This window comes from Koromonas soli, assembly GCF_059726265.1.
In genome coordinates this window covers 244,711-258,816 of record NZ_AP040872.1, presented here as the reverse complement: position 1 = coordinate 258,816, position 14,106 = coordinate 244,711, and the positions used below count along the sequence as shown (strand labels likewise).

10 protein-coding genes are annotated in these 14,106 nt (G+C 58.3%); 5 read left to right on the top strand and 5 right to left on the bottom strand.

The annotated features are described in order from the left end of the window. Nucleotides 1-68 precede the first annotated feature (68 nt). Nucleotides 69-2,762 carry a PAS domain S-box protein gene (locus AC6IY8_RS01100; protein WP_497776778.1) on the bottom strand — a complete coding sequence of 898 codons (2,694 nt, stop codon included), beginning with the start codon at nt 2,760-2,762 and terminating at the stop codon, nt 69-71. On the opposite strand from AC6IY8_RS01100, the gene AC6IY8_RS01095 reads away from it, so the two are divergent. After that, entirely contained in the window at nt 2,761-2,910 is a 150-nt protein-coding gene (locus AC6IY8_RS01095; protein WP_497776777.1) for a hypothetical protein, read from the top strand. The genes AC6IY8_RS01100 and AC6IY8_RS01095 overlap by 2 nt on opposite strands. On the opposite strand, the gene trxA is transcribed toward AC6IY8_RS01095, so the two are convergent. Next, on the bottom strand, nt 2,907-3,236 hold the full coding sequence (trxA, locus tag AC6IY8_RS01090; RefSeq protein ID WP_497776776.1) for a thioredoxin: 330 nt from the start codon (nt 3,234-3,236) through the stop codon (nt 2,907-2,909). The genes AC6IY8_RS01095 and trxA overlap by 4 nt on opposite strands. 389 nt (nt 3,237-3,625) lie before the next feature. Here trxA and AC6IY8_RS01085 point away from each other — a divergent pair, with 389 nt between their 5' ends. Next, nucleotides 3,626-4,024 carry a vitamin K epoxide reductase family protein gene (locus tag AC6IY8_RS01085; protein WP_497776775.1) on the top strand — a complete coding sequence of 133 codons (399 nt, stop codon included), beginning with the start codon at nt 3,626-3,628 and terminating at the stop codon, nt 4,022-4,024. Here AC6IY8_RS01085 and AC6IY8_RS01080 read toward each other — a convergent pair. Then, nucleotides 4,021-5,187, bottom strand: a complete 1,167-nt coding sequence (locus AC6IY8_RS01080; RefSeq protein WP_497776773.1) for a BaiN/RdsA family NAD(P)/FAD-dependent oxidoreductase — start codon at nt 5,185-5,187, stop codon at nt 4,021-4,023. The two genes, AC6IY8_RS01085 and AC6IY8_RS01080, sit on opposite strands and share 4 nt — an antisense overlap. Nucleotides 5,188-5,288: 101 nt before the next feature. On the opposite strand from AC6IY8_RS01080, the gene AC6IY8_RS01075 reads away from it, so the two are divergent. Together AC6IY8_RS01075 and AC6IY8_RS01070 are read left to right on the top strand one after the other, a co-directional pair. Further along, nucleotides 5,289-5,732, top strand: coding sequence for a DoxX family protein (locus AC6IY8_RS01075; protein ID WP_497776771.1), 444 nt, complete (start codon nt 5,289-5,291; stop codon nt 5,730-5,732). A gap of 178 nt (nt 5,733-5,910) precedes the next feature. Continuing rightward, nucleotides 5,911-7,605 (top strand): AMP-binding protein, encoded by a 1,695-nt coding sequence (locus tag AC6IY8_RS01070; protein ID WP_497776770.1) that lies wholly within the window; start codon nt 5,911-5,913, stop codon nt 7,603-7,605. A gap of 330 nt (nt 7,606-7,935) precedes the next feature. Here the strand turns inward: AC6IY8_RS01070 and AC6IY8_RS01065 are convergent, their stop codons facing one another. Further along, entirely contained in the window at nt 7,936-8,859 is a 924-nt protein-coding gene (locus AC6IY8_RS01065) for a hypothetical protein (protein WP_497776769.1), read from the bottom strand. 64 nt (nt 8,860-8,923) lie between these two features. Beyond that, nucleotides 8,924-11,158, bottom strand: coding sequence for a DPP IV N-terminal domain-containing protein (locus AC6IY8_RS01060; RefSeq protein WP_497776768.1), 2,235 nt, complete (start codon nt 11,156-11,158; stop codon nt 8,924-8,926). Nucleotides 11,159-11,389: 231 nt separating this feature from the next. Between AC6IY8_RS01060 and AC6IY8_RS01055 the strand changes: the two genes are divergently transcribed. Continuing rightward, the gene (locus AC6IY8_RS01055) at nt 11,390-13,897 is read left to right on the top strand and encodes a glycoside hydrolase family 3 C-terminal domain-containing protein (protein WP_497776767.1); all 2,508 of its coding nucleotides are present in this window, start codon (nt 11,390-11,392) and stop codon (nt 13,895-13,897) included. Nucleotides 13,898-14,106: the final 209 nt, after the last annotated feature.

Here is a 14,106-nt window from a genome sequence, read left to right as displayed (position 1 = left end):
TCAGATTCAGTGCCAGGGTAACTACGCTTCGCTTCGTGAATCTGGGCACCCAACATCGAGGTAAGGATCTACTTCGCCAGAATTTCGCGGACCTTGCGGCACAGAACGGAGGGCGAGAATGGCTTTTGCAGAAACTCGGTCTGGCCCTCGACGACTCCGGTTTGCAGGATCGTGTCCTCGTTGTATCCCGAAACGTAGAGCACTTTGAGGCCGGGGCGGATCTGTGTTAATTGATCGGCGAGGTCGCGGCCCGACATTCCCGACATGACAACGTCGGTCACCAGAAGGTCGATTTTGCTGGCGTATGTCGCGCTGATCTCCAACGCCTGCGCGCCGCTCTCAGCTTGCATAACGAGATAACCATCACGCGCCAGAGTGCTGTGCAGTACTCCGCGAACGTCGTCCTGATCTTCGACAAGCAGGACAGTCGCTGAGCGAGACTGTAGAACATCATGCTCATCGCGCTTGTCGGATGCGAGTGCAAGTCCGGCAGCGATTGGGAAGAAGACCCTGAATGTCGCTCCACATTTTGGCTGACTATCTACAGTGACGAACCCGCCCGTCTGTTTCGCGATGCCGTACACCGTCGAGAGCCCAAGCCCCGTTCCCTTGGTTTCGCTCTTGGTGGTGAAGAACGGTTCAAAGATGTGCTGCTGCACTTCCTGGGACATGCCAATGCCGGTGTCTTCCACGGCGAGCACAGCGTAGTCTCCCGCCTGCGCGACAGAGTGTTCCAGATGCACACTGTAGGTGCGGATGTTCAGTCGCCCGCCGTCGGGCATAGCATCACGCGCGTTTACCGCGAGGTTCATTGCCACCTGCTCGATCTGGCTGGGGTCGGCAAGGATCAGTCCGAGATCGGGCTCAAGGTCGAAGTGTAGCTGGATGTCGTCTCCCAAGGCGCGGCGAAGAATAAGTTCGGTGCCGGTGAGCGTGGAGTTCAGGTCGAGGATTTTCGGCTCGAGAACCTGATGGCGGCTGAATGCGAGTAGCTGTCGAGTAAGAGCCGCAGCGCGTTCGGAAGCGTTACTGATTTCCTGCACGTCCTTGCGCACATTTTCAGGCAACTCTGGCGATTGCATGATGAGTTCGCTGCAGCAGCCAATCACCATAAGCAGATTGTTGAAGTCATGCGCGATGCCTCCGGCAAGACGCCCAATGGCTTCCATCTTTTGCGTCTGGCGAAGCTGCATCTCGAGCGCACGCTGTTCCGTCATGTCGGTCAGCGCACACAACACGGCGGGACGATTGTTGAGCATGATGCGAGCGGCCGCGTAATCGATCCAGCGCACTTCGCCGTCGTTGCGGACGACGCGCGCCTGCCAGCGCTTCTGGATTTCCTGCCCCAATGCACGGCGTCGAGCGCGGTCCTGCAGGATCTCGCGATCTTCGGGATGAAAAAGCGGCCATGCCAGTCGATTCAGAATGTTGTTGCGAGTGAACCCGGTGAGCGACTCAAACGCCGCATTGGCATAAATGACCCAGCCATCAACGTGGATGAAGATGGCGGTTGGAGCCATCTCGGCAAGAGTGCGAAACTTCGCTTCGTTCTCGGCGAGTGCCGCTTCCGCGTTGCAGCGGGTGATGAACTGCCCAAGTTGCGCGCATATGCCTTCAAGCAGCTCGCGGTGTCCCGGCTCGGGCTGCATCGTACTCGAGGACATCAGTTCCAAAACCCCGAGAATCTGCTTGTGGCTGTCGAAGATAGGAAACGCTGCCAGAGAGCCGTTCTCAATTCTGCATCCTTCGCGCCCGATACAGGACGAATCCGGGTCGAGGTCGTTGAGCCAAATCGCCTCTCCGTCGTGCGCTACGCGCTGGGCGCGACTGGTACAGCGCCGTCCCGGTCCTGTGGCGCTCCCCTGACAATGAAGGCCGGACTGCGTGTATCCAACGACGCACTTCAGCCCCTCCTCGGCGATGGTCCAGAGGCGTGCGATCTCCCATCCGAGCGCCTTGCCGAGAGCAGGCAGCAATTCCCCTCCCGCACCTTCCACCGAGGTCGCAGTCGCCAGCGTTCGCGTTACGTCCAACCGGAGATTGTGAAAACGGGCATTGCGATTCGTCTCGGTCAGATCCCGATAAACCACGACCAGGCCGCCGCGAAGACGCCCCGTCGTAATCGGTTGCGAAATTACCAGCACTTCCAACTCGCTTCCATCGCGGCGCAGACGACGGGTCTCAAGTACGTACACGCCGCCGCGGTCGAGTGTCTTGTTTCCTGATTGAAACTCGTGCTCTCGCCCAGGCGGGACCAGCAGATCAGGCGTCTTACCCTCAAGCTCCTGAATGGAGTAGCCGAACATTTCCTTGAACCGCAGGCTGACCTGATGGAAGCGCCGCTCGGAGTCGAGTATTGCCAAGCCGTCGAAGGAAGAGTCCAGCAGTTCATCAAAGGTCAACTGGGAGGGGACATTGAAGAGCGCAACCGGCTGAGCAATCACCAGACGGTGCGTTGCACCTGGCATCAACGAGGCAGAAAAGAGATAGTACGTGCGGTCGCCATCGAATGTCGCATGAAAGCTGACTCGCTGCTGTGATGAGCGCAAGCGTCCGAGCAGTCCATAATCCAGCCCGGTCGGGAACACCGACGGGAATTCATCCGATGAAGAGAGCGCTGCTGCTTCGGAATTGCGCTGAAGAACCTGGAACGATGAACAGTCCACGACCCAGGCGGGTCCGGGCATGGCTTCCAGAAGCGCGTACGCAAGCGGCTCAGAGCAACTGGAGCTCTTCTCTTCCGAAACAGGGTCCACAGCCATGACTGCTCAATCCAAGCGAGAGATGAATACAAAGTACATTCAAACGCCTGAAACTTACAAGGTGAATGTCTCGCTGGACACATCGGCAGAACGCGGCAAGACGAAAGCCCGGCACGCGGCCGGGCTCCAGGAACACGGAAACTGCTAGGCAAGCTTTTCCAATGCTTTCTCGATTGTTTCCTTAGGCACATAGCCGACAATCTGTTCCTGCACCTGACCGCCCTTGAAAACCAGCAGCGTCGGAATTCCGCGCACTCCATAGCGCTGCGGAGTCGCCGTGTTGCGGTCCACATCCATCTTCGCAACCTTGACTTTGCCCGAATACGACTTCGCGATCTCATCGACAACGGGGGCCAGAGCGCGGCAGGGACCACACCAGGTGGCCCAGAAATCAATCAGGACGGGCTGGTCACTTTTCAGAACTTCCTGATCGAAGTTTGTGTCGGTAACCTCTACGATCGCATTGCTTGCCATTGTTCCTCCAGTTTCTCTTGACGAAAGCTTTCTGCCGTTACACTGCCAAGGCAAGTACAGCTAAAAGTTCATCGTAACACTACAATTCGATGTCTCAACCCTGTGAATGGACGCAGAAGCGGGAACAACGCGAAAATTAGCCCTGAAACTGAAGAGGCGCCCCGAAATTGGGACGCCCTTGGTAGATTCCCCTCCCCCGAGGAGCTACCACTTCAAACTGACAAGATGATTGTGTGCTGAACCTAATCCAAAGACAAGTATCGTCCGTAACGTTTTGTGCCGATGACTTGTGGTGACTTTCGATACTTCGCTTCTCGAAACATCCACGTGCGTTTATAGCTCCTGCCCGGTGTAGTCCTCGAGCGTGGGCTCTGCTTACAATAGGAGCCATGCGTTACGTGATCGCCATTCTTGCCATAGCCGGACTCCTTGTATCCTGCTTTGCCCTGCGTGAGCACTATCGGACCGAGCCTTCGCCCTGCAGCATCAACGACCGTTGGGATTGCGGCGCTGTCAACCACAGTCCGTTTGCCGAGATCGCCGGAGTTCCCGTGGCTGTCTTTGGAATAGTGGGCTATGCTGCCATCGCGCTGTTTGCACTGCTGCGCCGCTGGTGGATTGTGCTCGTACTTACGACGGGAGCAGTCGCATTCTCAGCCTATCTGACCTATATCGAGGCTCGAGTACTCGAGACATATTGCATCTGGTGCGTCACTTCGGCGGGCATCATCGTGGTCACAGAAATCGCCGCCATCATTGCACTGATCCGAAATCGGCGCGTGGCCTAGACAGCCTGCCCCGCGCTGAATCCCGATGCCCAGGCCCACTGGAAGTTATATCCACCCAGCTGGCCTGTGACGTCCACTACCTCGCCGATGAAGTACAGCCCTGGAACCTTCCGGCTCTCCATCGTTTTTGCCGAGAGTTCATCTGTGTCTACGCCACCGGCAGTTACTTCGGCCTTGGCGAAGCCTTCGGTGCCCGCGGGCACGAATTCGAAGTGATGCAACAGCCTCTCTGCCTGCTCGATTGCGGGATTGTTCCACCTGCCAAACGGATGCAGTTCGAGCCAGCGTTCGGCAAGCCGAATCGGCAACACATCGCGCAGGGCCGCTAACGCCGCACTCTCGTCGTGTCTGGCTTCCGAGGCGAGCAGACGGGCAAAGACCTGCTTGTCAGGCGCGAGATCAAGCGTGACCTTCTCGCAGGGCTTCCAGTACGAGGAAATTTGTAGCATCGCGGGCCCGCTGAAACCGTGGTGAGTGACTAGCATCTTCTCGCGAAAACGCGCCTTTCCAATGCTGGCGGTGACCTCTGTCGAAACTCCCGAGAGATCGCAGAAGTGTTTCGCATCCTGAGCATTCAAGGTGAAAGCGACGAGCGCAGGACGCGGCTCCACGATATTGATTCCAAACTGCCGCGCGACGTCGTAGCCAAACGGAGTTGCTCCCATCTTTGGAATCGAGAGCCCACCGGTGGCCACCACCAGCGCAGGTGCCGTGAACTCGTGCTCTGCACTCGTCACGGTGAATCGGCCATTGTGCCGGATCTCCTGCGGCCGCGCCGAGAGCCGCACGCGAACTCCCGCGTTCACGCATTCCGACTCGAGCATCGAGAGGATGTCCTGCGCGCTGCGATCGCAGAAAAGCTGTCCCAACTTCTTCTCATGCCAGGCGATGCGATGACGCTCGACCATGGCGATGAAATCCTGCGGCGTGTAGCGCGCCAACGCCGACTTTGCAAAGTGCGGATTGGAGGAGATGTAGTTCGTGGCGGTGGCGTCGCGGTTGGTGAAGTTACAGCGGCCTCCGCCAGAGATCAGTATTTTCTGACCTGCGCGATTGGAGCTCTCGAGCACTGTCACGGAACGGCCACGTTTTGCGGCCTCGATGGCGCACATGAGACCAGCCGCTCCGGCTCCAAGAATGAGAACGTCGGAATTGAATTTCATGCGAGCGGCCTTTCAGAGTTCATTACTGCTGGGTTCACTGTATTCCTCGGCTGCAACAATTGACGCGGACGCCGAATCCTATCGCTGAGAGGAAAACACAGATGAAATTGCCGTTCACTCTTGGCCGCCTTATCTTTGGAGGATTCTTCCTCTACAACGGGATCAATCACTTTCTACAGTACAAGAACCTCGCCGGTTATGCTGCGTCGAAGAAGGTTCCAATGGCCGAAGCCGCAGTACTCGGCTCAGGAGCCCTGCTCACAGTAGGAGGCGCGAGTCTGCTACTCGGAGTTCGTCCCAAGCTGGGCGCCGCAGCCGTAATTGCATTTCTCGCCGGAGTGTCGCCAGTGATGCACGACTTCTGGAATGACGCATCGCCGGAAGCAAAGCAGGCCAACATGATCAATTTTATGAAGAACGCTGCCCTGCTGGGAGGCGCACTGGCACTGGCCGGAGTTGATGAACCGTGGCCCGTAAGCATCCCTGTAGGAAGACCGGAGCGAGCGACAGACCGCCGGATGCGCGAAGACCGCATTGCCGCCTGATTGCTATCGTCCCAGTGTGCGCGATAGTTATGGCTGTCGCGCCTATCCCGCTGCTCTCCTTTGGCTTACATCTTCCACAAGGTATTCGCAAAACTCACGACACTATAAGCGGCACAAATGAACTTTCCGTTTAACATTAGCAAGCGAACCACACTGCTAGCGGCAGACGGAGTCTTGCATGACTGAAGCTGTGCTTACTAGGACCACCAGCTACTCCAAAGGCCCGGATTACCCGCCTCTGATGGATCTCTGCATTGGGCAGATTCTCGATCAGATGGCGGAGCGCTATCCCGATTCACCGGCACTGATCCTCTCGCAGGAGTATCTGCGCTTCTCGTGGAAAGAGTTGCAGGCTGAGGTCGATCGCACGGCTCGCGGGTTGATGGCGCGCGGCTTTGCAAAAGGCGATCGCGTAGGCATCTGGGCAACCAACGTTTCGCAATGGGTGCTGATGCAGTTTGCCACGGCGCGTGCAGGAATCGTGCTGGTGAACCTGAATCTGCGCTTCCGCGCGCACGAGCTTGAGTATGTACTGAAGCAGTCGGGCTGCAAGGGACTCGTCATGCAGGCGGGATTCCGCGAATGCGATTATGTCGAAACGCTTCGCCATCTCGCTCCGGAACTCGACGACTGTTTGCCGGGAGAGTTGCGCTCGACGCGGTTACCGCAACTGCGGCAGGTGATATTCATCGGCGACACTGCTCCGGCAGGAATGTTGAGCTGGAAGACGATGATTCAGCAGGCGGACCGCGTCAGTCACGCGGATCTGCGCGCGCGCGAACGCACGCTTAACCCGCACGACACGATCAACATCCAGTACACGAGCGGAACCACCGGAACGCCGAAAGGTGCGGAGCTGAGCCACTACAACGTCGCGAACAATGGCCGCTTCATTGGCGATTCGATGAAGCTCACGGAGTGCGATAAGGTTTGCATTCCGGTGCCTTTCTATCACTGTTTCGGCATGGTGCTGGGCAACATGGCGTGCCTTACTCACGGCTCGGCGATGGTGATTCCTGCAGACTTCTTCGATCCTCTGGCGACGATGCAGGCGGTACATGAGGAGCGATGCACGGCACTTTACGGCGTGCCGACGATGTTCATCGCGGAGTTCGCGCACCCACGTTTTAAGGAGTTCGATTTCACCTCGCTGCGCACGGGCATCATGGCTGGATCGCTTTGTCCGATTGAGCTGATGCGGCGAGTGATTCGCGAGATGAACTGCTCGGAGTTGACGATCTGCTACGGACTCACCGAGGCATCGCCTGTAATTACGCAGACCACAACGGAAGACACGCTTGAGCGCAAGGTCACTACGGTAGGACGCGCGTTGCCGCATACCGAGGTGAAGATCATCGATCCGAACACGGGAGAGATTGTGCCGCTTGGCCAAAATGGCGAGCTCTGCACGCGTGGCTATCTGGTGATGAATGGCTATCACAATAATGCCGCGGCGACGGCTGCAACCATTGAACCCGATGGCTGGCTGCACTCGGGCGACATGGCCAGCATGGATGAGCATGGGTATGTGAAGATCACGGGACGCTTGAAGGAGATGATCATTCGCGGTGGCGAGAATATCTATCCGCGCGAGATCGAAGAGTTTCTCTATTCGTATCCGGGCATCAAGGATGTGCAGGTAATCGGCATTCCGAGCGAAAAGTATGGCGAAGAGGTGATGGCCTGGATTATTCCGCATGAAGGCATCACGCTGGAGGCCGGCGCGATTCAGGAGTTCTGCCGCGATAAGATCGCAAGGTTCAAAATTCCGAAGTACATCAAGTTTGTCGAATCATTCCCTACGACGGTCACGGGCAAGGTGCAGAAGTTTGTCATGCGGCAGATGGCAATTGAGGAGATGGGTCTGGCATAAGAGTTCTGTTCTGTTTACGACGTTAGATTGAGGCGCTTCGGCGCCTCATTTTTGTTGGCTTGTTTTCTGGTTATCGCATGAGAGGGGTCATTTGCGAGTGGGTAAACAGGACGGAGAGGGCGGCAAGGATTGGCGGGGGAGATATGGGTGCGAGTGCAGGGGGTGAGAAGGAGGTTAATGGGTCACTGGAATTCAGCGCCAAAGGCAAAGGCAAAACACCCACCTCTGCCAAAGGAGGGCAGAGGTGGGGCACCAAGGCTCTCGGTTCCGCAAAGGGAAATTCACAGGAATTTTTTGGGGAGGGTGAGGGGATTTGCCGTTTTCCGGCCATTAACTTTCTTGCAACTCCCTGCGCTTGGCTTGGCGGTGCTGCCAGTAGGTGTAGGCGGAGGCACAGGCGACGAGGGTGCCGAGCGCGCCCTGGAGCGGATCGGCTTTGGCGTGGTCGGTCAGAAGATGGATGAGCCACAGCATCGGCACTTGCCACAGCTCGACGACGCGCGTGTAGAAGGCTCCGAGAAGCGACATGACGGTGTTCATGTAGAAGTAGCCGGTGAGTCCGACCATGGCGACCGCAAGCATTACGGCCCACATGGCGGGAGAGAGCGACTGGACGCCGCCGCGGCCGAGGCCTAGGAAGATGCCTCCCAGTGTGCCTCCGACGAGGGCGGGAGCGATGAGCCAGAAGAGGTGCTCTTGCTTGCCCTGGGCGCGCTCCCAGACCTTATAGGTGGCAGCGCGCGAGGCAAGCGCGATGAGCAGGAATAGAATTCCGCGTCCGGCGTTGACGACGGTTCCGGGTTCGCGGACGGCTTCGGCGGCGAAAAGGATCAGCGCCGAGGCAAGCACCAGAAGAGTGCGGCGCTCGTAGCTCCTGCGCTCTCCGCGAACATAGGCAAGTATCAATGCATCGAGCAGCAAGACGGATTGCGTGACTCGTCCGCTGAGCATGCCGATGGCGCCAAACCAGCCGACAAAGGTAAGTCCTCCGGTGAGCACGCGCACGGTGGCGAGAGGGAGTGAGCGCGGGGTCCACTGCGAGCGAGTGGGGCGCACGATGACGACTAGCAGCAAGAGTGCGAGCAGGGAGCGATAGATGAGAATCGTTGCGAGCGAGAGATGGGCGCGGCGCGCGAGCAATTCGATGGAGACGGTAATCGCTACTTCGGAGGCGACCATGCCGGCGAGAGGAGCGCGGCTCCAAAGGGACGGTGGTGCGTCGAGCTTCTTCTGTGTCTGCGCGGCATCGCTCACTGGGTGATTGTATTCGAGTGGGCGGGTGAGAGGGGAATCGCGGTGCGCTGGGGGAGTGCGAAAACTATTTGAAGTTCTCGACCATGGTGATGTTGCTGGAAGCCTCGGTGATATCGGTGAACAGGAGTGAGGCTCCGTCTGGAGAGATGGTGATGCCAGCGAATGGCGGGGGAATGTGATCGAATTGCACGATCCGCGTTGTGGCTCCGGTGGCCAGGTTCTTGAACGAGATGCCGCTTCCCTCGAAGTAGTAAACGCCGTCAGAGGTCAGACTCCAGTAACCCCAGTATTTGAGACGTGGCGAGTCGAGCACCTTCTCCTCAGTGCCGCCATTGACGGGCATCCGCCAGAGTCCGGCAAGATCGGTCTTGGTGTAATAAAGCCAGCGCCCATTGGGAGCTTCATTGGCAATGAAGCCGCCATCCTTTGTGACCTGTTGCGGCTCACCGCCGCCGGCCGCAACCTTCCAAATCTGCCACGAGCCGCTGCGATTGGAGCCGAAGTAAATCCACTTGCCATCCTGTGACCAGCTGGGAACGATGTCATTGCTGTCGCCCGAGGTGATGGGCTTGGGCAATGAGCCTTCGGTGGTCATGTAGAAGATATGGCTGTGCCCATCCGGGCGTGCGTCGAAGGTGATGTGCGATCCGTCGGGAGACCAGCTCGGGCTGCCGGTGAGCGGCCCATCGAAACTCGTCAGCTTTACAGGAGAAGTTCCATCGCCGTTGCAGATCCAGATTTCCTGCGTGCCGGAGCGCCAGGACTGGAATGCGATGCGGCTGCCGTCTGGCGAGTAGTGCGGCGAGGAATCCTGCAAGGTGCTGGAGAGCAGCGGAGTCCACTTCGCTCCGGCTTTGGGCGAGCGGAGGTTAACGCGCAGGATGCTCCAGTTGAACTTGCTTTGCGAGTAGGCGAGGCGGTGCCCTTTGCGATCGATGGCGGGGTCGGTCGCGTCCTCGCTGCCAACCTCAATACGCTGCGGAGTCGCACCCTTTTCAAGACCTACGCGCCATAGCGCGGGACGACCTCCGCGGTCGGACGAGAAGATGATGGATTCGCCTTCCGCATCCCATGTGAGCCCTTGAACGGAACGGTTATCGAAGGTGATTCGGCGCACGTCGGCGCCATCGCGATCCATTACGTAGATATCGCGAATGGAAGCCTCAATGGCGCGGAGGAACGCAATGTGTTTTCCGTCAGGCGAGAAGACCGGCTTGGTGTCGCCGTCCCAGTGGTCGGGAGGCGTGGAGATTCGCTGCGCCTGCTGAGTGTCGAGCGACAAAACATAAATCTGCGAAGGCGAGCTGGCAGACTTGCCATCCGGAAAGACCAGTTGCTTGCCGTCAGGCGACCAGGAGAGCGATCCGCGCTCCCACTCGATCTTGCCCGTGGGAGTGTAGAGCTTGCGCTCGCTTCCGCCTAGAGCCGGGATGAGATATAGGCCCTGATCGGAATCCGAGGAGCGCATGAACGCTATGTAGCGTCCGTCGGGAGACCAGACAGGGCTGAGCTCAGCGACGGTGCTGGTGGTAAGGCGCAGCGGGGTTTCCGCTCCAACCACCTTGACGTAAACGTCGAGATTGTCGCGGCCACTGCCATTCCAGACAAACGCGAGCTGATTCCCATCAGGAGAGAATGCGGGCTGGATCTGCAGTCCGGGATAGGAAGTGAAGGGAACGGTACGCATGGCACTGGATGAGCGCGCGGTAGGGCGAGTCAGAAGGTAATGCCATCCGATGCCACCTGCCAGCAGGACCGCGAACAGAACTCCGGCCAACAATTTTGCGGTAGCCGGGAACCTGGAAGGGGTGGGCGCGGCAGATACGGCTACGGGTTGCGGCGGCACCGCTGTGACCTGCACGGGTGCGTCGGCTGGCTGCGCCTGTTCGGGATGCGCGCTTGCGTGCGCGGAAACCGGCGCGGAGGGGGCTGCACTTCCCGAGGCAGCAACGCTGGAGTCGCCCGCCGAAGCGGTGACCGGCGCGGGGATATCCACGGGAGCGATGAGACGATAGCCGCCCTTAGGGATGGTCTGAATGACTCGGGGGGCGCGGGCATCGTCGGAAAAGGCGCGACGGATTTCGCTGATGCTGCGGGTCAACACGTCATCGCCAACGAAAGTGTCGGGCCAGACTGCGCTCATGAGGCGGTCTTTGGACAGCACTTCGTTGGCGTGAGCTGCGAGGTACACCAGAACCTGCATGACCTTGGGTTCCAGATGGAGCAACTGGTCCCCACGACGTATGCAGTTCAGCTGTGGCTGAACCTCCCAGTCAGCGATGTGGAAATCGCCCTTCACACGCGGACCCTCTCGGAAACATTTGTATGCACGCCATTATACCCGGATATTCAGCTGGGAAAACATAGAGTTAAGGAACCGCCAAGGGTTCATCAGGAAACCCTCAGCAAAGCTTTTGGGTCCTTCCAGAGACTTCCAAGCACCCACAGGATAAGTTTTCAATGACGGGCCACGCCCTAAAAGACAGTCATGTCCGGTACAGAGGACAGCATAGGCAGGGGAATTATAAGAATGATGAAACGTAACTACCGAACAGTGATTCTGGCCGTACTTGCCCTGGCATTCGTCCTCGGCACCACGGCTCTTGCGCAGAGCGGATTTCCGGCCTCGCCCGAGGTCGAGCAGCGCGCACAGAAGATTCTGTCGCAAATGACGCTGGACGAGAAACTGGACTACATCGGCGGTCTCAACGATTTCTACATCCGGGCGATCCCGCGACTGGGGGTTCCAGAGCTGAAGATGAGCGACGGCCCACTGGGGCTGCGCAATGATGGACACGCGAACGCCTATCCCTCAGGAATCGCGATGGCCGCGACCTGGGACCCGGCGCTGGGAAAACAGATTGGCACGATGATGGGCAAGGACTCGCGCGCAAGGGGAGTCCACTTCCTGCTGGGACCGGGGATGAATATCTATCGCGCTCCGATGTGCGGCAGGAATTTCGAATACTTCGGCGAAGACCCCTTCCTGGCATCGCGGATGGCAGTGGCAGAAATTGAAGGCATCCAGAGCCAGGGCGTGGTGGCGACGGCCAAGCACTACATGGGCAACAACCAGGAGTGGCAGCGGTATCGCGTCAGCTCGGATATCGACGAGCGCACGATGCATGAGATTTATTTGCCCGCATTTGAAGCCTCGGTGAAAGAGGCACATGTGGGAGCGATTATGGACTCCTACAACCTGGTGAACGGCCAGCACGCAACCGAAAACCCTTACCTGAACACGGATGTGCTGCGCAAGCAGTGGGGGTTCCAGGGAATCGTGATGAGCGACTGGAACGCCGTGACGGATGGGCTGGCGGCGGCGACCAGTGGCATGGATCTGGAAATGCCCGGCGCCAAATACATGAACAAGAAGCTGCTGACCGAAGCGCTGGCGAGCGGGAAGATTACGCAGGCGACGATCGACGAGAAGGTTCTGAGAATTCTACGCACGGCACTGGCATTTGGATTCTTTGAACACGCGCAAAAAGATAGCTCGATTGCACTCGACAACGGCGAAGCGAAGCCGGTGATGCTGAAGGCGGCTGAAGAATCGGTCGTGCTACTGAAGAATGACGGCATCCTGCCGCTGCAATTCAACAAGTACAAGACGGTCGCGGTGATTGGACCGAACGCAAATCCGGCGGTGACGGGCGGAGGCGGAAGCTCGCTGGTAACTCCGTTTAAGGCCGTGAGCCTGGTCGATGGCGTGCGCGAGGTGATGGGCAAGCAGGCGAAGGTCACCTACGCATCGGGGCTGGAGCTGGTGGACGAGATCTTTGCGCAGACGCCCCTGACGGTGGATCCGGAGGGGACGAAGCCGGGCGCCACGGGCAAGTATTTCAATAACTCGCAGATGAGCGGCGAACCTGTGGTAACGCGCACGGATGCGAAGATCGCCTTTGACTGGGGCGAAGGAAGCTATGCGGCGGGACAGCCGTTGGATAACTTCTCGGCCCAATGGAACGCGTATTTCACGCCGAAAACGACAGGGACGTACACGTTCGAGATTCAGGGCGATGACGGTTTCCGGTTGTTTGTGGATGACAAGGCGGTGATCGAGCAGTGGTACTACCAGGGCGAAACGTTGAAGAAGAAGGATCTGCAACTCGCGGCCGGACACCATTACAAGATTCGGGTGGAGTACTTCGAGGGAGATGGCTCGGCGAAGATCGGCTTCGGAATCGCCTCGAATGGGAAGGCCGCGCTGGAGAAGGCAGTAGCCTCGGCAAAGGCAGCGGATGCGGTCATCCTGAGCGTGGGCTTTAACAAGACGAGCGAAGGCGAAGGCTCGGATCGCGCCTTTGAACTGAGCGCGGAACAGCGCGAGTTGATCGAGCGCGTGATGGCCGTGAACAAGCACGTCATCGTCGTGCTGAACGCGGGCGGAAATGTGGATATGACGCCGTTCGTCGAGAAGGCTTCGGCAATTCTGCATGGTTGGTATGCGGGACAGGAAGGCGGAACCGCGGCGGCAGAGGTCATTGCCGGAAAGGTGAATCCGTCGGGCAAGCTGCCGGCATCGTTTGAACGCCGCTGGGAAGACAATCCCGTGCACGACAGCTATTACGACAAGGATCACAGCCAGAGAGTGGCGTACAAGGAAGGCATCTTCCTGGGATATCGGCACTACGACAAATCGAAGACGAAGCCGCTGTTCCCCTTCGGATATGGGCTGTCGTACACCACTTTCAAATACGACGACCTGAAAGTGGCAGCGCTGGGCAAGGATCGCGTGGCGGTGAGCTTCAAGCTGACGAACACAGGCAAACGTGATGGCGCGGAAGTGGCGCAAATCTACGTGGGCGATGGACACGCAAAGGTCGAACGCCCGGTGAAGGAGCTGAAAGGCTTCGCGCGGACCGAACTGAAGGCGGGCGAGAGCAAGACGGTCACGGTGGAACTGGACCGGAGAGCTTTCTCCTACTACGACGTGAACTCGAAGGCGTGGACCGTGGCACCAGGGAAGTTCGACATCCTGGTGGGAAGCTCAGCAGAGAAGATTGAGCTGAAGAGCGAAACGAATTTTGGTGAGTAGAACTGTGCGAGGAATCTCCTGATCCCTGCGGCTCATACTTGCACTATGAGTCACGGCCTGCGGAATATCGCAGGCCGTATTTTTTGGGGGTTTCAGTAGGTGACCTGGGGAGGTGGAGGAGATGGGGAGGGCGGTAGAGATCCCTCGCTACGCTCAGGATGACAGCTTTAGAACAAAAACAAAAACAAAAACAAAGGCAAGGGCAAGAG